At 51.1% G+C, this 20,704-nt stretch carries 17 protein-coding genes and 1 pseudogene; 5 read left to right on the forward strand and 13 right to left on the reverse strand.

Translation table 11 applies throughout. The annotated features are described in order from the left end of the window. Together FDW94_RS14755 and mcbA are read right to left on the reverse strand one after the other, a co-directional pair. Positions 1-2,238 (reverse strand): catecholate siderophore receptor Fiu (locus FDW94_RS14755; protein ID WP_137377814.1); only part of this gene is annotated, 2,238 nt, incomplete at its 3' end. Between the two features lie 290 nt (positions 2,239-2,528). Continuing rightward, positions 2,529-2,789, reverse strand: a complete 261-nt coding sequence (gene mcbA / locus FDW94_RS14760) for a DUF1471 family periplasmic protein McbA (protein WP_048235782.1) — start codon at positions 2,787-2,789, stop codon at positions 2,529-2,531. 210 nt (positions 2,790-2,999) lie between these two features. On the opposite strand from mcbA, the gene rlmF reads away from it, so the two are divergent. Next, on the forward strand, positions 3,000-3,926 hold the full coding sequence (gene rlmF / locus FDW94_RS14765) for a 23S rRNA (adenine(1618)-N(6))-methyltransferase RlmF (protein WP_048226015.1): 927 nt from the start codon (positions 3,000-3,002) through the stop codon (positions 3,924-3,926). On the opposite strand, the gene ybiO is transcribed toward rlmF, so the two are convergent. From ybiO to rhtA, 6 genes are all read right to left on the reverse strand, one after another. After that, entirely contained in the window at positions 3,923-6,160 is a 2,238-nt protein-coding gene (ybiO, locus tag FDW94_RS14770) for a mechanosensitive channel protein (RefSeq protein ID WP_137377810.1), read from the reverse strand. The two genes, rlmF and ybiO, sit on opposite strands and share 4 nt — an antisense overlap. A 118-nt stretch (positions 6,161-6,278) precedes the next feature. Further along, positions 6,279-7,001 carry a glutamine ABC transporter ATP-binding protein GlnQ gene (gene glnQ, locus FDW94_RS14775; protein WP_003035246.1) on the reverse strand — a complete coding sequence of 241 codons (723 nt, stop codon included), beginning with the start codon at positions 6,999-7,001 and terminating at the stop codon, positions 6,279-6,281. After that, positions 6,998-7,657 carry a glutamine ABC transporter permease GlnP gene (glnP, locus tag FDW94_RS14780; RefSeq protein WP_003035248.1) on the reverse strand — a complete coding sequence of 220 codons (660 nt, stop codon included), beginning with the start codon at positions 7,655-7,657 and terminating at the stop codon, positions 6,998-7,000. Before glnP ends, glnQ begins: the two co-directional genes overlap by 4 nt. 137 nt (positions 7,658-7,794) lie before the next feature. Beyond that, positions 7,795-8,541, reverse strand: coding sequence for a glutamine ABC transporter substrate-binding protein GlnH (glnH, locus tag FDW94_RS14785; RefSeq protein ID WP_048235778.1), 747 nt, complete (start codon positions 8,539-8,541; stop codon positions 7,795-7,797). A 365-nt stretch (positions 8,542-8,906) separates the two neighbouring features. Next, the gene (dps, locus tag FDW94_RS14790; protein WP_003035253.1) at positions 8,907-9,410 is read right to left on the reverse strand and encodes a DNA starvation/stationary phase protection protein Dps; all 504 of its coding nucleotides are present in this window, start codon (positions 9,408-9,410) and stop codon (positions 8,907-8,909) included. 303 nt (positions 9,411-9,713) lie between these two features. Continuing rightward, positions 9,714-10,601 (reverse strand): threonine/homoserine exporter RhtA, encoded by an 888-nt coding sequence (gene rhtA / locus FDW94_RS14795; RefSeq protein ID WP_008784209.1) that lies wholly within the window; start codon positions 10,599-10,601, stop codon positions 9,714-9,716. Between the two features lie 411 nt (positions 10,602-11,012). Between rhtA and ompX the strand changes: the two genes are divergently transcribed. Continuing rightward, a complete protein-coding gene (ompX, locus tag FDW94_RS14800) occupies positions 11,013-11,528 on the forward strand; it encodes an outer membrane protein OmpX (protein ID WP_048214619.1) in 516 nt (171 codons plus the stop codon). A 139-nt stretch (positions 11,529-11,667) separates the two neighbouring features. On the opposite strand, the gene FDW94_RS14805 is transcribed toward ompX, so the two are convergent. Both FDW94_RS14805 and mntS read right to left on the reverse strand, forming a co-directional pair. Then, positions 11,668-13,248, reverse strand: coding sequence for a phosphoethanolamine transferase (locus FDW94_RS14805; protein ID WP_137377811.1), 1,581 nt, complete (start codon positions 13,246-13,248; stop codon positions 11,668-11,670). A gap of 276 nt (positions 13,249-13,524) precedes the next feature. Further along, complete coding sequence (gene mntS / locus FDW94_RS14810) at positions 13,525-13,653, reverse strand: manganase accumulation protein MntS (protein WP_003831584.1); 129 nt, start codon at positions 13,651-13,653, stop codon at positions 13,525-13,527. 186 nt (positions 13,654-13,839) lie between these two features. Here mntS and mntR point away from each other — a divergent pair, with 186 nt between their 5' ends. Further along, positions 13,840-14,313 carry a manganese-binding transcriptional regulator MntR gene (gene mntR / locus FDW94_RS14815; protein WP_003831586.1) on the forward strand — a complete coding sequence of 158 codons (474 nt, stop codon included), beginning with the start codon at positions 13,840-13,842 and terminating at the stop codon, positions 14,311-14,313. Next, positions 14,310-15,419, forward strand: a complete 1,110-nt coding sequence (locus tag FDW94_RS14820) for an anion transporter (protein WP_137377812.1) — start codon at positions 14,310-14,312, stop codon at positions 15,417-15,419. Before mntR ends, FDW94_RS14820 begins: the two co-directional genes overlap by 4 nt. 64 nt (positions 15,420-15,483) lie before the next feature. Here the strand turns inward: FDW94_RS14820 and ldtB are convergent, their stop codons facing one another. Further along, positions 15,484-16,404, reverse strand: a complete 921-nt coding sequence (ldtB, locus tag FDW94_RS14825; RefSeq protein ID WP_008784213.1) for a L,D-transpeptidase — start codon at positions 16,402-16,404, stop codon at positions 15,484-15,486. A gap of 232 nt (positions 16,405-16,636) precedes the next feature. Here ldtB and FDW94_RS14830 point away from each other — a divergent pair, with 232 nt between their 5' ends. Next, positions 16,637-18,229, forward strand: coding sequence for an ABC-F family ATPase (locus FDW94_RS14830; RefSeq protein WP_008784214.1), 1,593 nt, complete (start codon positions 16,637-16,639; stop codon positions 18,227-18,229). A 78-nt stretch (positions 18,230-18,307) separates the two neighbouring features. On the opposite strand, the pseudogene FDW94_RS14835 reads toward FDW94_RS14830, so the two are convergent. Beyond that, a pseudogene (locus FDW94_RS14835) lies at positions 18,308-19,569 on the reverse strand (DUF1479 domain-containing protein). A 152-nt stretch (positions 19,570-19,721) separates the two neighbouring features. Continuing rightward, positions 19,722-20,537 (reverse strand): Cof-type HAD-IIB family hydrolase, encoded by an 816-nt coding sequence (locus FDW94_RS14840; RefSeq protein ID WP_048235770.1) that lies wholly within the window; start codon positions 20,535-20,537, stop codon positions 19,722-19,724. Positions 20,538-20,704: the final 167 nt, after the last annotated feature.

Here is a 20,704-nt window from a genome sequence, read left to right on the forward strand (position 1 = left end):
ATGATAGCGGTATCCACTCTTGTTTATGGAGGATACATAATCGGTGTCGAACAGGTTATAGACGTTTAGCTGGAAATCGAGATTGCGATTCACGCGATAGCCCAGTTTGGCGTCAGCGACCCAGTAACCTTCAGTGTAGGATGGCGTACCCACCGCACCGTCGGAACCGCGATGCATACTGCCCACGTAGCGAGCGCCTGCGCCAACGGAGATATCATCGGTAGCCTGATACTGGTTCCACAGCGTGAATGCATGTTCCGGTGTATATGGCAGGGAAGAGGATCCATCTTGAGCAACGTTTTTACCGCTGTGGATGGTCGCGCGTTGCTGGGTGTAACCCCCAATAATCTGCCATGCGGGAGTGATGTTACCTGCTACCGAGAGCTCGTAGCCTTCAACGCGTTTCTCTCCGTACTGGGAATAGGTACCGTCGTCGTTCTGCTCAACTTCATTCTCAATATCTGTGCGGAAAATCGCGGCGGTTAACAGCAGGCGCTTATCCAGCACCTCCCATTTGGTGCCGATCTCGCTGGTTTTCGCTTTCTGCGGTTTGAAATCGGTACGGTTCGCACTGTTACCGCTGCCGCCCTGAGCAAGAGCAAAGTTGCTGCCGCCCGGTGGTTGCTGAGAAACGGCATAGTTGATGTACACGTTACCGTTATCGGTCAGGTGATACAGCGCGCCAGCTTTCCAGTTCACCAGATTGCCTGATTTGGCTGTATCCACAGTGGTGACCGGGGAACCTTTGGCCACGCCTGTCGGGCACGCGACTGCGCCGCGACCGGAAGCGCCACAAGCGGTGGCGCTGTCATATTCAGTGCGGTAATTGTCGAGGCGAATACCACCGTTCAGTTCGAATTCACGGGTAATTTGTAGCGTATCAAAAGCGTATACACCGAAGGTATCTGTTTGCCCGTTAGCGTTGGCGCCATTACGAGACAATCCGCCGATATTCACATTGCTGTCGGGGTGATAGATATTCACCGGTGGTGGGGTGATCGGCGCCACGCCATAGTTGGTTTGTGTTTCGCGCGTCAGCTCCACGCCGGTGCTGATGTCGTGACCGATGGATCCCGTGTAGAACGTTGAGGTCAGGTTGGTCTGGTTGGTCAAGATCTTATTGCTGACATCCTTGGTATTTGCCAGGCGTGACCAGGTCCAGCTGTCGACGCTGCTGGTGGGTTGGGTGATGTTAGACGCGCCGCCCATCACCGCCGTCATCAGATAATCCTGTTTAATGCGCGACCAGCGGGTGGTGTTGCGAATAGTGGTGCTGTCGTTCAGGTCATGTTCAAAACGCATCGTCGCGGTATCGGTTGTCGAATCGTCATAATCCGAGTTGGTACCGTAGAAATTATGCGTGTCCACTTTGCCTGAATGATTCAGTGCAGAAGTCCCCGCAGAAGGTGCGGAGTATCCCGGTAGGCCAATGGTAGGGATGCCGCCATCCGGTGTGTTGTGTTGGGTGACATGCAGATAGTTCAGGTACAGTCGGTTCTCAGTCCCTAAGCCAAAAGCGAGAGAGGGGGCCACACCGTAACGTTCATTCTTAACATTATCGCGACCAGCATCATGCGTTTTTTCACCCATCAGGTTTAAACGTGCGGCGGTGGTCTCGCCGATGACCTGGTTAATGTCCAGCGTACCACGGCGGAACCAGGCGCTACCGATGCTGGCCGATGCATCGATTCCTGAGTCGGTGCGTGGCTGCTTGCTGATCATATTGATAGAGCCAGTCGGTGCGCTACGTCCATAGTCGGTACCGGAAGGACCTTTGATTACTTCCACCTGTTCGGTATTGAAGGTGTCGCGCGTGACGCTGCCAATATCACGGATACCGTCGATATAAATACTGTTCGAGGTATCCGCACCACGCATGTAAACCGCGTCACCGGTGCTGGAGTTACCGTTCTCACCGGCGAAAAATGCGCCAACGCCCGGGACGTTTTTCAGCGCGTCGGTCAGATTTGTTGCGCCTTGATCCTTAATCACCTGCTCAGAAATCACCGTCATGGTGCGGGTTGTATCCGCCACCGGACGGGAGAATTTAGGGTCGGCAGACTGTGTTGGGGCGTACAGCGAAGGTTTGGCCGCTTCAACGATCAGAGTGTCTTCTTGTTTTTTATCCTGGTCGTCCGCAGCGACAGCCTGAGCTATAGGGGACAGGCCAATGCACAGACCGGCAAAAAAAGTCAGTGAGTGAAAGCTACTGGACGGCAAGTTGCGATTTTTATCCATGTTAATGAGTGACTTATTATTTTTTGAGTGGACGGTTTCACTCGCGCGAAGGGACATCTCTATGGATGTTATACCCTGCAGGCCTCGCGGAAATGAATATGTAATTGATAATGATTTTGATAAGCATTACTAATCAGTGCGACGTTTTAGCATTCATTAATTCAAAAATAAATACATTTATTTACATTGGATTCAAAATGCCAACATATTGATTACAAATTGAACTGCAATGAAGTGAACAGCGCGCAGAAAACTGCATTCGGGATGAATGCAGTTGGGCTGAGAAGGGGTTACTTATAGATGGTTGCGGTGCCGTACATCTGATTTTTACCGCCTGCAGAATTAACGACAAAGCCTTTTGCGCCTTGCTCTTTCGCTTTCTCCGCCAGCTTGTCTTCCAGGTCGCTCAGATTAGAGGCGCCGGTAGCGGATACGGTGCCGGAAGCATGTAGCTGACCGGTTGCAGGGCTAGTGTTGGGCTGTGCAGCAAAGGAGGCAAATGTCATGCCGGAAAGTACGGTAGCAGCAAGTAATGTGAGGCATTTCTTCATGGTGATGTCCTCTGAAAAACAACAGGTGTGCCTGATAAGTTTAGGTCGTCAGCGGATGACATTTACCGCAAAAAATTGGTGATGAACTGTCTGTTTTTTGAACAATCAGCAAGGCGTCAAACCGGTGTAAAAAATCAAATTTCCTTGTTGTGTGTGTTTACCGCGTGGCGTTATGCGGGTATCTTACGCCGCTGTTAAAAGGAGAATGCTATGTCCGCCCAGAAACCGGGATTACACCCACGCAACCGCCACAATGGCCGTTATGATCTTGCGACTTTATGCCAGGTTACGCCCGAGCTGACGCAATTTCTCACCCTCACGCCCGGCGGTGAGCAGAGTGTTGATTTCGCGAATCCGCAGGCAGTAAAGGCGCTCAATAAAGCACTGCTGGCGCATTTTTATGCGGTAAAAAACTGGGATATTCCAGATGGTTTTCTGTGCCCGCCGGTGCCTGGTCGTGCTGACTACATACACCATTTGGCCGACCTGTTGGGTGAAACCAGCGGAACCATTCCGGCAAATGCGAGCGTGCTGGACGTGGGAGTGGGGGCAAACTGTATTTATCCACTGATCGGCGTGCATGAATATGGCTGGCGATTCACGGGTAGTGAAACCAGTAGCGAAGCGTTTAACAGCGCTCAGGCGATCGTCAACGCCAATCCGGGATTAACCCGTGCTATTCGTCTGCGTCGCCAGAAAGATGCAACGGCAATCTTCAACGGCATCATTCACAAAAATGAGCAGTATGAAGCCACATTATGTAACCCGCCATTCCATGATTCTGCGGCCTCAGCCCGTGCCGGAAGCGAGCGCAAACGCCGTAATCTGGGACAGGACAAAGACGATGCGCTGAACTTTGGCGGACAGCAGCAGGAGCTGTGGTGTGAAGGCGGTGAAGTGGCGTTCATCAAGAAAATGATTGCTGAAAGCCAGGCCTTTGGTCGCCAGGTGATGTGGTTCACCACGCTGGTGTCGCGCGGTGAGAACTTGCCTCCGCTGTACCATGCATTAACGGATGCGGGCGCGGTGAAAGTGGTCAAGAAAGAGATGGCCCAGGGACAAAAGCAGAGTCGCTTTATTGCCTGGACCTTTATGGATAACGATCAGCGTCGTCGTTTTATGGCGCGTAAACGCTAAAGCGTTGGCTCGGTTGGCGGTAGCGGTTCGCTTGCCGCCGACGCAGGGCCATTCCCTGGTGCAGGTAACACTTGATACGTCTGTACAGGGGCGCGTATGTTGGCCAGATCGAAGTATTTCTTCACCTGGCTGTCGAGCGCAAAACGTACCGTCCACTGCTTCAGCGGCATGGTGGTAAACGAGACCCGTAGCGTGAATGCCGTATTGGTTAATCCTACAATCCCGGCAAACGACGGCTCGCCGATAATCAGCCCGCGAATATCATCTTTTTCCATCACCGCAGCAACCGCGTCTTTCAACGCCTGATTTGCTTTATCCGCATCCTCATGGCGGTCTACGTCGTAATTGGCGACGACCGATCCAATTCCACGCACAAAGTTGGCGAAGGTCGTTATTGATGACCAGGGAATGATATGGTACGCCCCGGTATCCTGACGCACGCCCACAGAACGAATGGACATTCGTTCAACCGTACCGGTGAGTGGGCCGATGGTCACCAGGTCGCCGGTGTTCATGCCATTTTCAAACTGAATAAAAATCCCGGTAATAATATCTTTTACCAGCGTTTGCGAGCCGAAAGAGATTGCCAGCCCCAGCGCCCCGGCCCCGGCCAGTAAAGGGGCGATATTAACGCCAATTTCGGACAGCACAATCATGATGGTGATCGTGCTGATGATCACCGCCAGCGCGTTGCGAAACAGCGTCAACAGGGTGCGGGTACGAGCGCTGGGTAGCGGACGGCCGTGTATATCGGAGGCCAGACGATTTTCAATCAGGCTGGCAAGGATCGTCCAGCCGATGGCGGAGAAGAATAAAATCAGCGCGATACGGATCAGAATATCCACCGTTTTTTCTCCTGCACCGTAATGCAGCCAGTTCCAGAAGTCGAACAGTCCCCAGGCATTCAATAGCAGCATCACCGCAACGCACACCGTTAGGATCCTGGCCACGCTTAACGCCGTCGACAGCCAGCCATTCAGCCGCTTTTGGAGTTCCGGATAGCTGCGCTGGGTGTGTGGCGAAAGGGTAATAGTTTTGGCTATCCAGCGGGAAAACATGCCGGAAACAAAGGCGGCAATTCCAATGATTACCAGGCTGCGCAGCGTAGCGCCCATCATGAATTTCAGACTGTTGCCCGGATCAAACAGCGAAAAGAAAAACAGCACAATGAAGTAGGCGCTGGCCAGCCAGTGCCATACCAACGCAAAGGCGCGGATAAACAGGCTGAAAAAAGCTAACGATCTTTCTGCCAGATTCTGTAAATGCAGCGTTATCTCTTTCTTATTTCTGAAAATCAGGTACAGCGCCCATAGCGTGATACACAGCATGATGATGACGTTGGCCATCGCGCCGACCTGCACATTGACCTGATTGGAGATAATGGGAACGGCAACTATAAGCCCGTAACCAATCAAACTGCTTAATGAACTCAAACGCCGATTCCAGTAGCGCGCACCGGCATCCTGGATGTTAAACGGGCGCAGTTCGGCCACCGTTGGGCAAAATATCAGACGCAGAATGGCTTTGAAGAATTCAATCAGGGCAAAGGCATTGAGAAACAGGCTTTGCTGAAAGGCGATGGTGCGACTGCCGGCGTTCATTCTGTCGCTCAGTATCTGCCCGACAAACAATGTCAGCGCCAGCAGAAGCAAATCAATAATGAATGACCCGACGATCATCGCCGGAAGCTGCAGCCAGTTGCTGCGTTCGCGGTTTTTCCGCCGCGCCCATTGCCCCATTTTGCGATACAGCGGCAGCGCGCACAGGCGGATCAGCCAGTAAAACCCGAACACTGACGCCGCCAGCATTAAAAAATGAGTCAGGGCATTGGTGAACGTTTGCGGGTTAAAGGTCTTGTGCGGTGCATCGGTAATATTGCGATAAAGCTGGGCAAAGCGGCTGGAGAGCGCCTCACCGTAGTGCCGGGTGACATCGGTGACGTTTTCCAGCACCGTTTTTTCTTCCGTTAACGTGGGTGGGACAATGGTTGGCACCGGTTCGGCTGGAGGAGTTGTCGCCACTTTGCGTAACTGATCGATCAGTTCTTTCCGAGAGGTGTCATTTTCCAGCACATCAGCCAGTGCGCCGTAGGCCGCTTTCTTCTGTTCAACATCTGGCTCCTTTGCCGGGGCGGTTTGTGCGTTGGTTGACGTTGGCGTGGTGACGCCAGGTATCGTCACTGCCTGAGTCGGAAGACTCAACAGACAAACAAAGATGAACAGGATCCAGCGCATGACTCCTCCCATGAGAAAATAAATTCAAAAGGATAAGTATAGATGTCAGGGCGGGAGGGACTTGAAATGAGAGGATTCTGGTGAAAAACCTCCCTTCGGGCGAAGGGAGGTTGAGCTATCAGGAAACGTGCTGCAAGAATTCCTGTAAGCGTTGGCTGGGTGGATTTTCAATCAGGGCCTGCGGATTACCGTCTTCGGCAATTCGTCCCTTATCAATGAAAATCAGGCGTGAAGCCACTTTTTCGGCAAAGCCGATTTCGTGGGTCACAATCACCATGGTCATCCCTTCTTCCGCCAGGTCCTGCATCACTTTCAGAACTTCATGGCGCAGTTCAGGGTCGAGTGCTGAGGTTGGCTCATCAAACAGCATCATTTTCGGTTTTACTGCCAGCGCACGGGCGATAGCCACACGCTGTTGTTGACCACCGGACAGTTCAGAAGGGTAGTGATGTGCACGTTCGGCCAGACCCACTTTTGCCAGCAGCTCTTTCGCCAGTTTCTCGGCCTGTTCTTTATTCGCCCCGCGTACGCGCTGCGGTCCGAACATGACGTTTTCCAGTGCCGTCAGATGTGGGAACAGGTAGAACTGCTGAAACACCATTCCGGCTTCCTGACGGATTAAGCGCTCGTCTACCTTCGGATCGTTTACTTTCAGACCATCGACGATCAGATCGCCGGAGGTTATCTCTTCCAGCTTGTTAATGCAGCGCAGCAGGGTAGATTTACCGGATCCTGACGGCCCGATAATCACCACGACTTCACCCTGCTGAATGTTCAGGTCAATATTGTGCAGCACCTGGGTTGGACCAAAGTGCTTAGAAACGTTTTTAAATTCAATCACAGGATTTTCATCCTTCTTTCCAGACGACGCAGAATGAAGCTCAGCACCAGCGTAATGATCAGATAGAACACCGCAACGGCGCTCCAGATTTCCAGTGCGCGGAAGTTACCGGCAATGATTTCCTGGCCCTGACGGGTCAGTTCAGCGACGCCAATGACAATAAACAGCGAGGTATCTTTAATGCTGATGATCCACTGGTTGCCCAGCGGCGGCAGCATACGACGCAGTGCGAGAGGTAAAATAACGTGGCGGATAGTCTCTGTGCGTGAAAGTCCAAGCGCCAAACCGGCTTCGCTGAACCCTTTATGGATTGAGAGCACGGCACCGCGGGTGATTTCCGCAATATAGGCCCCGGAGTTGATCATGATGGTGACAACGGCGGCGCTAAAGGGGTCAATGCGTAAATCGTTAAATGCCATTGGCAGAGCGAAGTAAATAAACATTACCTGCACAACGATTGGCGTACCGCGAATGACTTCGATAAACACCAGCGCTACGTGGTTGGCGATCCAACCGCCGAAAGTGCGCGCAAACCCTGCTGCAAGTCCGATTATCAGACCGCCAGCCAGACCGAGGACCGAGATCCACAGGGTCATTTTGGCGCCTTCAATCAAAAGCGGGATGGCGGGCCAGATGGCACTCCAGTCAAACTGCATATGTCGTTCCTGTTACCGTGGTGTAAATATTCAAATGCCCGTTTTGCCGGATGTGCTGTGCTTATCCGGCCTACAGGTCTCAAAAATCCAGGCGTAGGCCCGGTAAGCATCACGCTACCGGGCAACGCTGCCGGTTATTATTTAGGTTCAGTACCGAACCATTTTTTGTAGATTTCGTTGTAAGTACCGTTCTCTTTCAGCGTTTTCAGCGCGCCGTTCACTTTCTCACGCAGGTCGTCGCTGCCTTTCGGGAAGGCGATACCGTACTGCTGGGCTTCCAGCGATTCGCCTACAGCTTTGAACTGACCATTGCCAGCTGTTTTGATGAAGTAAAGAATGTTTGGTGTGTCGTGCAGTACAGCGTCTGCGCGGTTGGTGCCCAGTTCCATATATGCGTTATCGATATTCGGGAACTGACGCAGGTCTTTGGTTTTGATATTCGCTTTCGCGTAATCAACGGAACCGGTGCCGCTCTTAACTGCAACGACTTTACCATCCAGATCTTTTACGCTTTTGACGTCGTTGTTATTCGCTTTCACCATCACTAACAGACCGCTTTTGTAGTAGCCGTCGGAGAAGTCGATCGCTTTTTTACGCTCTTCGGTGATGGTGATACCTGCCAGTGCCAGGTCGATATTTTTGGTTTGCAGTGCCGGGATGATGCCGCTGAAATCCATCGGTTTCAGTTCATAATCCAGTTTCAGTTCTTTGGCCACGGCAGCCCACAGATCCACATCAAAACCAACGTATTTGTCACCCTGTTTGAATTCAAACGGTACAAACGCGGTGTCGGTTGCGACAACCAGTTTCTTGTCTGCGGCATGGGAGGACACCGCAAAAGCCAGGGTAAGTGCAGCCAGTGAAACTTTTAATACAGACTTCATAGGATTTCCTTTTATATCCACGGGGCGATCCCCTGCGAGAACATATGGCTTAATGAAAAAATCGTGCCAATTTTGCAACTCATTGTTTTAACAAGAGGGTGTCTCGTTTCTCTGCACAATAAGTAGGGCATAGCGAATAATCTGCACTGTTTTGGGGCACTCATTTGGTGCGAACCAGTCACGGTGCAAACGGTATGACTATTTAGCGTAAAAATTGTTGATAAAACAATCTTTCGTTAACGATTGTGTGAGGTGATTATTACAAATAATTTACTTTGGAGTGACGAATGATCAATGTTATGCACCATAGATGTGCAAAACCCCCGCCGGAGCGAGGGTTATATAGGTAATTCTTATGTCTGCTGTTACTCAATGTTGGCTTCGATAAACCACAGGAATTTATCGAGGTCGCGAGAAGCTGCGGTAAAGATATCCGCGGTATCTTCGTCTTTTGCTTCGCTGATAGCTTTACGTACGCTGTTTGCAACTACGGCATAACGTTCGGCCAGCTCTTTTAAGTGGTCCTGTACGCTATGGATATCCAGCGGGTAACTTTTCAGAGGCGTTTTGCTGTTAATAACCTGAGTTGTGCCCAGTGCCACACCGCCCAACTGTACGGCGCGTTCAGCCATGGTGTCGAGGTGATCGGTCAGAGCTGTACGGAAGCCATCCAGCATTTCATGTACTGCAATGAAGTTTGCACCGCGCATGTTCCAGTGAGCCTGTTTGGTGATCAATGACAGGTCAATGAACTGGATTACTTGCTGATTCAGCAGTTCTACGGTCGCTTTCTTTTCGCTATCAGACACATCGTTGCGGGTATAAAGGAGGGCGGATGCTTTTGTTTTTACCAGTTTCGCGGTACTCATATTTTCATATCCTCTTGATATTTATGTCCCAACTCTTCAACGGAATTAAGTATAGCGCTAAATTTGGATTTTTGTTTCCGGTGTTGCCTATCACTTTAATAGTGAAGACGAGGGTGAATATAAAATATCAAATAAAATCAATGTGATGAGGGTTTTGTTACTTGCGTAGTGTTATTTTTATGTTAATTTTAAGATTAAATGAAATATGCGGATGAGAAAATTTTATTTATTAGAATTATTATCACGCAGATTTACAATTGGATATTCTGCATGATTATGCAAACCATGCAGAATAATACGTGGTTAATTCACGTCGACTTGTTTTATTTGTGGCTCTTTACGAATAGTGAGCGTAGAGCCCATTGATGCGACAATAATGGCGCCCAGAGCGAGCGTCTGGATAAGCGTCAACGTTTCACCGAGGAAGATCATTCCGGAAACCGCTGCCAGCGCGGGTTCCATGCTCATCAATGTACCGAAAGTACGCGTAGGCAGGCGCGTCAATGCAATCATCTCCAGTGAATAGGGAAGCGCAGTAGAGAGAACTGCAATGGCCAGGCCTAACGGCAGAATGGACCAGTGCCACAGGGCATCTCCGGCCTGGAGTGCGCCGATTGGAACAAATACCAGTGCTGCAATGAATGACCCTACTGCGACGGTTGCCGGACCGTGTTCCGCCCCGGCTCGCTGCCCGGTAAGAATATAGATGGCCCAGCAGGCGCCAGCCCCCAGCGCCAGCGCTGCGCCGGTTAAATCTACGTGAGAAACGTCCTGACCCAGAGGCAGCAGGAACCAGAGCCCGAGTACTGCCAACGCAACCCAAATGAAATCCACCGGGCGTCGGGATGAAAACAGCGCTACCGCGAGCGGGCCGGTAAATTCCAGCGCCACGGCGATTCCCAGTGGGACAGTTTGGATTGACAGGTAGAAAAGGTAGTTCATCCCGCCCAGAGACAGGCCATAAAACAGTAGCGGCAGGCGTTGTTCTTTAGCGAATCGTAAACGCCAGGGCTTAAAGAAAGCGATAAGAATGAGCGTACCCAGCGCAAGGCGCAGCGCGGTAACGCCCGGCGCACCGACGAGTGGGAACAAAGATTTTGCCAGTGATGCTCCGCTTTGAATGGAGGACATAGCAATAAGCAAAACCAAAATAGGCAACCAGACTGGCGCTTTACGTGACAACCCCGGCATCCTTTCTCCTGTCAAATGATGATTACACGTCTCCATCTGTGCCACGCTTCAGCATTGTTACGACGCAGATGATTTTATGTATAGAAAAGTAAAACAGCGAGTGTAATGGAATTACGCTCAACTGGTTGAGTATTCGTTGAAAAAAAAATTGCTCAGTTCCGTACAATGGCATGAAAATGATGGATTAATAATCTGTGTGATTAGGAATGTTCTGGATGAATGTGCCATATTGTGCGCGCAATAATGGTATTTTCAGTTGAAAAAGTGATGTTAATTGAAAGAGATAGCGGGTTTTTGAAATGTTCTGTTACATGAAAGACCCCGTTAGACATCGCGAATCGCAAAGAGTTTCCCATCAATTTTTGGTATATTTAAAACTTAAGATTTACTTGAAGCACATTTGAGGTGGTTATGAAAAAAATTGCATGTCTTTCAGCACTGGCCGCTGTTCTGGCTTTCTCCGCAGGTACTGCTGTAGCTGCTACTTCTACCGTTACCGGTGGTTACGCTCAGAGCGATGCTCAGGGCGCAGCGAACAAAATGAACGGTTTCAACCTGAAGTATCGCTACGAGCAGGACAACAACCCGCTGGGTGTTATCGGTTCCTTCACTTACACTGAAAAAGATCGTACCGATGCTTCTGGCGACTACAACAAAACCCAGTACTACGGCATCACTGCTGGTCCGGCTTACCGTCTGAACGACTGGGCAAGCATCTACGGTGTAGTGGGTGTTGGTTACGGTAAATTCCAGAACGCAGCATCTCCGGCTGACAACCACAGCACCAGCGACTACGGTTTCTCTTACGGTGCTGGTCTGCAGTTCAACCCGATCGAAAACGTTGCTCTGGACTTCTCCTACGAGCAGAGCCGTATTCGTAGCGTTGACGTTGGCACCTGGATTGCTGGCGTGGGTTACCGCTTCTAATCACTTCGGTGATATGAAAAATCCGCCTCTTGGGGCGGATTTTTTTTGCGTGTAATGCAGGAAGGAATGTCGTTGTAGGCCTGATAAGCGCAGCGCATCAGGCATCGGTAGCAAAATGCCTTATCCGGCCGACAACGTATTATTTGGTTGAGAAAATATCGGTACCCAGATGGTTGTAATCCACCTTCTGCAGTTTGAAGTTGGTGATGTACACCGGCCCGGCTTTTTTCTCTGAGATAAAGCGGTAGTTGTTGGTGATTTCTTTTGCGCTTATCCCCGTCCACTGCGAGAAAAAGCTGAGGAAATCATTGGCGGAGCGACGGGCTTTAATCACCCGATGCGCTTTATCATCGCTCGACAGCACCATGAAAGGCACCTGGAAATTCTGCTGGAACTGATCGTCATGCGCCAGGTACTGCACCTCTTTTCCCCGCTCTTTAAACGCGAGGCCATGATCGGAGAAATAGACCATCGAGAAGCTATTACCGCTGTTACGTAACTGCTCGTAAAGCTGGCGCAGCAGGTCATCCGTCTGCGTCATGGTGTACAGATAACAAGATGTCTCTTTTGACTGGACGAAAGTCTCGTATTTACCCTGCGTTCGGTCACAGGCCTGCGGATGCGAGCCCATTAAATGCAGCACGATGAGCTGTGGCTGGGTGCGCTCGGTTGCCAGCACCTGGGCAGTCATCTTCAACAGCGCTTCGTCACGGGTGTTTTTATCCGCTTCGAAGTCACCGCTTTTGAGGAACTGAACCTCATCAGCGCGCTTCGCAATGCTGGCGATGGCCGTATCGTATTCACCAATCTGTCCCTGATTGGAAAACCACCATGTCTGAAAGCCCGCGCGGTTAGCCAGGGTGACAAAGTTATCCTGGAACTGGGGTTTATTATCCACTACCCGATTAAGCGTTAAGCCGAGCGATTTTTGCGTTGAACCGCTGGCCGCAATGTAATCTGTGAACAGATAGCCGTTAACGGAGCTGGCAAACGGGGTGTTATCCCAGTGACCGCCAAATGCGCCTAACGCATCGCGGCGGGCGCTTTCGCCGATAACCACGACGTAGGTGTGATACTTCGGCTTCACGGCGGTTACCGTCCAGCTGTCTTTTACGCTCGACAGTTTCGCCATGCGCTCTTGTTCGTCGAGCACTTCGTTGTTATTGACGATAACGTCCTTGGCGAAACGGAAAACCGGATAGCCGGTATCTTTCAGCTTAAACACGCCGCCCCAGGCCAGGTTTTGTACCGGGGTAACAAAGAATGCGACAACGCTAAACAGCAAACAAATGCTGTCGAACTTATTCCAGCTGCGCTGCTGCACATCTTTTTTACGGCGTACGGCGATAACGCCAAGGGCAAAAATAAACACTCCAACCAGATAACTGTACCAGGGGAAGATGGTCAGGATCTCGGTTGACTCTTCCATATTGGTTGAGTGCAGCGCCAGTAAGGTATTGAAGTTCGGTGAGCCGTAAGCCTGGCCGAACGGAAAGTACATTGCCGCAATGAGTGAGCAAATGCTAATCAGTGCCTTCTGCGCGCGCGGCGCGCTACGCCACAGCAGCATCAATATACAGGTGAAAGCAACGCTATAGAGCAGGCTAAGCGGATAGCCCAGAGCAAGGTTTATTAGCAGAGACTGTAAGAAATAGAGGCCAGTCCACGGACTAATTGCCCGGCTACGAGCAATGATTGAATCTTTGAGGGTTAAATTCATATGCCACTGTTACAAAAACGCCATGTGCTTACCCTGGCGCTAAGGGTCATTGCCTGCCTGAGAGAGCGAGAAGAGGGATAGGGTCCGCATCCGCGAGCCGCAATATACGCAGGGCTGCGAAAAGATAGAGTGTGCGCAAGAGAAGGTCAACTACTACAAAGAAATTGTTTTGCGAGGGACGTGGCAAAACTGACAAAAAGAAGGGTTATTGAGACGAAAACCACCACCGTACCCGAATGACGGCAGGAAAATGAAGCGGCGTACCGCGACACCGCATTATTTTTCTGAAGGTTTATCCTGCTCTGGTTTGCTGTTAATCATGTCACACAGCATAGAGATCAGCATCAACCGTACTTTAAAGGGAGAGTGACTAAACACGCGTATACACCTCTTAAATTCATTCATGTAAACCTCCTGACTTCACAATCCCATCAGTCCTTGAGGGATGTCTTTATTATATACAGATATAGCATAGGCTATATTATATAGCTATTGCTAAAACGTTAATTTTTTGTGCCCACGCAACTCTGGTTTACAATGAGCGCTCTCTAATCAGATGCCGTTAACGCGTCACAGTAACGAGGAAGCAGAATGAGTCGTCGCGCAGGTATGCCAACAACAAAAAAAGTGACGCAATTGGTGAATGTCGAAGAACACGTTGAAGGATTTCGTCAGGTCCGGGAGGCGCATCGCCGCGAACTGATTGATGACTACGTAGAGCTGATTTCCGATCTCATTATTGAGGTGGGTGAAGCGCGCCAGGTGGATATGGCCGCGCGACTTGGGGTTTCCCAGCCGACGGTTGCTAAAATGCTTAAGCGCCTTGCCTCAGTCGGATTGATTGAAATGATCCCGTGGCGTGGGGTGTTTTTAACCGCAGAAGGTGAACGACTAGCCCAGGAGAGCCGGGAACGTCATCAGATTGTGGAAAATTTCCTGTTGATGTTAGGCATCAGCCCGGAAATTGCCCGTCGCGACGCGGAGGGGATGGAGCATCACGTCAGTAAGGAAACGCTGGAGGCTTTTAGCCGGTTTACGCAACAGCAAGGAACTGGCTCTGAATGAGTTTTCCTTTATTACGTGCCTTACAGCGCGATCGTTTTTTCCAGCTGTTAATCATCGTTGGGGTTGTACTGAGTCTGTTCACGCCATTTACGCCCCGGTCCTGGCCAGGGGCGATTGACTGGCACACGATTATCACGCTTAGCGGGCTGATGTTACTGACCAAAGGCGTGGAGCTAAGCGGTTATTTCGATGTGTTAGGGCGCAAGATGACCCGCCGCTTCAAAACAGAGCGCCAACTGGCGATATTTATGGTGCTGGCGGCGGCGTTGTTGTCGACGTTTCTGACCAACGACGTTGCATTGTTTATTGTTGTTCCGCTGACCATCACCCTGAAAAAATTATGTGCCATTCCGGTGAATCGCCTGATTATCTTTGAGGCGCTGGCGGTAAACGCCGGATCGTTGCTCACGCCAATAGGTAATCCGCAAAACATTCTGATGTGGGGACGCTCAGGCTTATCGTTTACCGCGTTTACCTGGCAAATGGCGCCGCTTGCGGGGGCCATGATGCTGACGCTGGTGGTGCTGTGCTGGTTCAGTTTCCCGCATAAAGCGTTGCACTATCATACCGGTACGCGCGCGTCTGACTGGCAACCACGCCTGGTATGGAGCTGTCTGGCGCTGTATATCATCTTCCTGGCGGCGCTGGAGTTAAAGCAAGAGCTGTGGGGTCTGGCGATTGTGGCGGCAGGGTTCATGGTGCTGGCGCGTCGCGTGATCCTCAGCGTGGACTGGACGTTGCTGTTAGTGTTTATGGCGATGTTCATTGATGTGCATTTGTTGACGCAGCTCCCGGCCTTGCAGGGGATTACCCACCAGATTGGCACGCTCTCAGCGCCGGGACTTTGGTTGACGGCTATTGGCCTGTCGCAGTTTATCAGTAATGTGCCGAGTACGATTTTGCTGCTGAACTATGTCCCGCCGACGCTGCTGCTGGCCTGGGCGGTTAATGTGGGCGGCTTTGGTCTGTTGCCGGGATCGCTGGCGAATCTCATTGCGTTACGGATGGCAAACGACCGACGGATCTGGTGGCGTTTTCATTGGTATTCGGTACCGATGCTGATATGGGCGGCGCTGGTGGGGTATGGTTTGTTGTTATTAATGTAATAGCGGCATTGAGGTAATAAAAAAGGCGGATGAATCATCCGCCTTTTTCGTTTTAGGTATGTGCTTAGTTCAGGCGAACCGGCATACCTGAACGGTTCTGTACCGCCTGCTCAACGACGGCTTGATCGACGTCAGACTGGCCGGTGATGCTGGTAATGCTCTTGGTCAGGGTAATCGGTACGATTTCTCCGCCTTCGAACTGTGCTTCAGTCGTAGACAGTGGGTTATGTACTTCGATGTAACGGCTGCCGTCTGGTTCGGTAGTGGCTTTTACCGGCTCATCAATAAACTGTACACGGGTGCCGACTGGCACATTTTCAAACAGGAATTTGATGTCGTCGTTACGCAGACGCACGCAACCGTGGCTGACGCGTAAGCCTACGCCGAAGTTAGCATTGGTGCCGTGGATGGCATACAGGCGACCGATATACAGCGCGTACAGTCCCATCGGGTTATCCGGACCTGCCGGAACAACGGCTGGCAGCGGCTCGCCCGCAGCGCGGTATTCCGCATGCATTTTCGCCGTTGGCGTCCAGGTTGGGCCCGCTTTTTTACGTTCTACTTTGGTTGTCCAGTTGATTGGCGTGTCTTTGCCCAGCTGGCCGATACCGATCGGCAGAACAATTACGGTGTTGGTGCCTTTCGGGTAGTAGTACAGACGCATTTCAGCGCTGTTGATAACAATACCTTCATGCACGGTATCCGGCAGGATCAACTGCTGAGGAATGTTCAGCACGGTGCCGCCTTTCGGCAGGAAGGTATCCACGCCCGGGTTGGCTTCCAGCATGTTAGACAGACCCATCTGATACTCTGCCGCAAAATACTCCAGCGGTTGGGTGTTGCCTTCAGGAATAGTAATGACCTGGTTTTGGCCAATCAAACGGCTACCATCAGTCGGCAGCGGGTACGTGACGGCTGAAGCGGTATTACAAAAACCAACTATTGCGAGTGCCGCCGCGAAAAGCGTTGTTAATTTCATATTCATATTCATGTATGCGAGATTCAGTGCCAGGCAGGCTAGTGGGTTGAGATTTATGTAGTGTTGGGCACGCATTATATGTGCAATCTGAGCAACAAGGAATTCGGATGTGTACTAAATCACATTTTTTTCCTTTTGGTTTCACTTTTTCCCTTCCGCATGAAGACGCGATCTTCTTGCAGACTTATGGCATAATAAGCGGTTTGTCACATATTTCTTTCTCTTTCAGGATACGCCAGTGTTAGTTTCCAGCAACGTCACCATGCAGTTCGGCAGTAAGCCGCTGTTTGAAAATATTTCCGTCAAATTTGGCGGCGGCAACCGTTACGGCCTGATTGGCGCGAACGGTAGCGGTAAATCCACTTTTATGAAAATTCTCGGCGGCGATCTCGAACCGACGCTGGGCAACGTTTCCCTCGATCCTAACGAGCGTATTGGTAAGCTGCGCCAGGATCAGTTCGCCTTTGAAGAGTTCACCGTGCTTGACACCGTGATCATGGGTCACGCTGAACTGTGGGAAGTGAAGCAGGAGCGCGATCGCATTTACGCTCTGGCCGAGATGAGCGAAGAAGACGGCTATAAAGTTGCTGACCTCGAAGTTCAGTATGGCGAAATGGACGGCTACTCTGCGGAAGCGCGTGCGGGTGAACTGCTGCTGGGCGTAGGTATTCCGGTAGAACAGCATTACGGCCCGATGAGCGAAGTCGCGCCTGGCTGGAAGCTGCGTGTGCTTCTGGCACAGGCGCTGTTCTCTAACCCGGACATTCTGCTGCTCGACGAACCAACGAACAACCTGGATATCGACACCATCCGCTGGCTGGAGCAGACGCTGAACGAGCGTGACAGCACCATGATCATCATTTCGCACGACCGTCACTTCCTGAACATGGTCTGTACGCATATGGCGGATCTGGACTACGGCGAACTGCGTGTTTATCCGGGTAACTACGACGAATACATGACGGCGGCAACCCAGGCGCGTGAACGTCTGCTGGCCGATAACGCCAAGAAGAAAGCACAGATTGCCGATCTGCAATCCTTCGTCAGCCGCTTTAGCGCCAACGCGTCTAAATCTCGACAGGCGACTTCTCGTGCGCGTCAGATTGATAAGATTAAGCTCGACGAAGTGAAAGCGTCCAGCCGTCAGAACCCGTTCATCCGCTTCGAACAGGATAAGAAACTGTTCCGTAACGCGCTGGAAGTGGAAGCGCTGGCGAAAGGTTTTGATGAAGGCCCGCTGTTTAAAAACTTCAACCTGCTGCTGGAAGTAGGGGAGAAGGTTGCCATCATTGGTGCCAACGGCGTGGGTAAATCCACTATGCTGAAAACGTTGGTTGGCGACTTACAGCCGGACAACGGTACCGTTAAGTGGTCTGAAAACGCCCAGGTCGGTTACTACGCGCAGGATCATGAATACGAGTTCGAAAACGATCTGACCGTTTTCGAATGGATGAGTCAGTGGAAGCAGGAAGGCGATGATGAGCAGGTAGTACGTAGCTTCCTTGGTCGTCTGCTGTTCAGCCAGGACGATATCAAGAAACCTGCAAAAGTCCTCTCCGGTGGTGAAAAAGGACGCATGCTGTTCGGTAAGCTGATGATGCAGAAACCGAATATTCTGGTTATGGATGAACCGACCAACCACCTGGATATGGAATCTATCGAGTCGCTGAACATGGCGCTGGAAATGTACCAGGGCACGCTGATCTTCGTTTCTCACGACCGTGAGTTCGTCAGCTCGCTGGCAACCCGCGTGATTGAAATTACGCCGGAACGCGTAATCGACTTCACCGGTAACTACGAAGATTACCTGCGTAGTAAAGGCGTCGAATAATTATCCCGTCGTTCTCGTGTTACAGGTGTGATGGTTGCACCTGTAACACGGGATACTTAGGGATAAGGGTATATAAAATTAAACAATCCCCAGCGCGCGTTTGCCGTGGATATTCAAATCCTCCAGCGTGAAGCGTCCTTCCCAGTTAGTTTCATAATCCTCCCGTGGAAAATCACCCGGCGACGCACCTTTTTCCAGCGCGGCCTTCACTTTGTGGGCGTAGGCCAGATTCTTTTCGCACATCGGTGCGGCAGGAATGTACATCACGTTACCCCAACCCTGCTGATTTTCCACCGGTGCGACGGAGTGAATCACATCACAATGCCACCAGACGGAGTCTCCGGCGTCCAGTTGTGGAATGCTGGTTAACGCTTCAATCAGCAGAGGATGCCATTGCGTGGAAATCGGCAGCACCCGGCCGGGCGCGACGCCGCAAAGTTCATCTTCCGGCACATCGTCAAGCAATGGGCGTAACAGCACATACGCCATCGCTTCAGGGATCGGGACCACATGCAACAATCCCTGACCTGGCAGCATATCGGACAGTGCAGTCCAGCCCTGGAAGGTACGGAATACCGAACATTTGGTGGTGTTATCCACCGTGTACTCTTCTACCTCAGTGCGATGCGCCGCCTGCCACGGATCGTAATCTTCCAGCTTGCCATTGAAAACATGAGCAAAGACCTGCTGATATGCCGGAAGAAGCCAGCGTTCCAGCGCGCCGGAATCCGTATGCGCGCCCAGCCCTTTAGACGTGGTTCCCGGCGGTCGACGGCGAATGCGGTCAGGGTAAATAACGCTGATATCCGGGTTAAACCATTGTTTACCTTCGCTTGTAAAGGTCCACAAACGATTGAGGAACGACTGTGCATTGGCCATTTCTTCACTCTGGCGGGCCTGCATCTGCGCCTGGGACCAGTAGATGGGGTAGATTTCAGGCCGTGATGCGCTCAGAGTACCGAAGAAATTATCGCCGGGTCCTTTATAGACGTCGTCAAAGTGGTTGCGGTCCAGATAGTCCAGCATTGAGCTGTCCCATCCGAGAGCCTGTTCGCGAGGGAAATGACCTTTAATGACTGCGCATCCGCGACGCTTAATATCTTCACGCTGCTCTGCACTTACGTGGCCCGCTTTGATATCTGCATAAGATATCACTGGCCACACTGGGGCACCTTGCGCTTTGAGGGCGTTGATTTCCGCCACGCGGGTGGCGATAGCATCGCTCAACTGATTGAAGATTAACTGAACATCCCCAAGCTGTGCCCGCAGTTGCTTTTCATCTGCCGGATTGCCGCTTTGTGATCGGCAGGCAGCGTGTCGCTGGTAAAAGTAAAAGCCATATCCACCTCGCATTAACTTTCATTCGAAACCAAACTAACTTGCAGATGATAATATAAGTTAAAATTTAGTTAACGCAAGTTTAAAACTTGATGGAGTGAGCAAAATAGAAAAAGAGTGAAAACCGGGATGAGGGATACCCCGGTTGGCAGGATTAGACGTTAAAAGGGGAGGTGTTATCCAGCACAGCCTGAATTACGTTCAGCGCGCCCTGATGGTTATTGTCGTCGGTCTGATAGCGAGCAATCGCTTTGATATTCTCTGCCGCGTTGGCCATGGCGAAAGAGTAGTGCGCCATTTTCAGCATTTCCGCGTCGTTTCCGCTATCGCCAATGGCGACTACGTTTTGCGGTGACAGGTTCCAGCGTTTAAGCAGGCGGCTGATCCCGTTGGCTTTATGTAGGCCCGGAATGATCAGATCGATAAACCCGAAGCCGCTGGTGACGGGCTTCATGATGCCGTCCAGCGCAGCATGCAGGTGATCGATAACCAATGGGATTTGTTGGTCCGGTAAATTTAGCGAGAACTTGAACAGCACATCGTCGATATCCTGATAATCCTTTACGGGTTTCAGGCGATGGTAGTGTTTTGACATCAATGCGACAAAGGACTCTGGCGCATTTTCGCTAACGTAAGCGCTTTGCAGCCCGCAAGCCACAAAGTTGAGCTGCTTATCTTTTAGCAGTTCACCAATGACAATACGGGATTCGTGGCGGGTAAGCTCGCCGTGAAACAGTTGCTTGCCATGTTCAAAGACCAAAGCCCCGTTCTCAGCGACAAAAGAAATTTCCTCTTTGAGCTCCGGGAAAAAGGAGATCAACTGGTAATACTGGTTGCCGCTGGCCACGACAAATTCGATATTTCGTTTTTTCAGTTCCTGATACTGCGCCATAAAACGTGCACGATCGTATTTCTTGGCGTCGTCGAGAAAAGTTCCGTCCATATCGGTGACGATAACTTTGATGGTCATAAAGATAGGCTCCTGGCGATTACTGCAACCAGAAACATTCTAATAACAATGTGACCTGTAGCACAAATTTAATTTCGAATGAAAGTAAAAAGCCGGGTGGTAGCTTAGCCTTATCCGGCTACGGGGAGAATCGTTGTAGATACTGTTATCGCCTGCAAGCCTTTTCA

Source organism: Citrobacter sp. wls757 (assembly GCF_005280935.1).
Classification (GTDB): domain Bacteria; phylum Pseudomonadota; class Gammaproteobacteria; order Enterobacterales; family Enterobacteriaceae; genus Citrobacter; species Citrobacter portucalensis.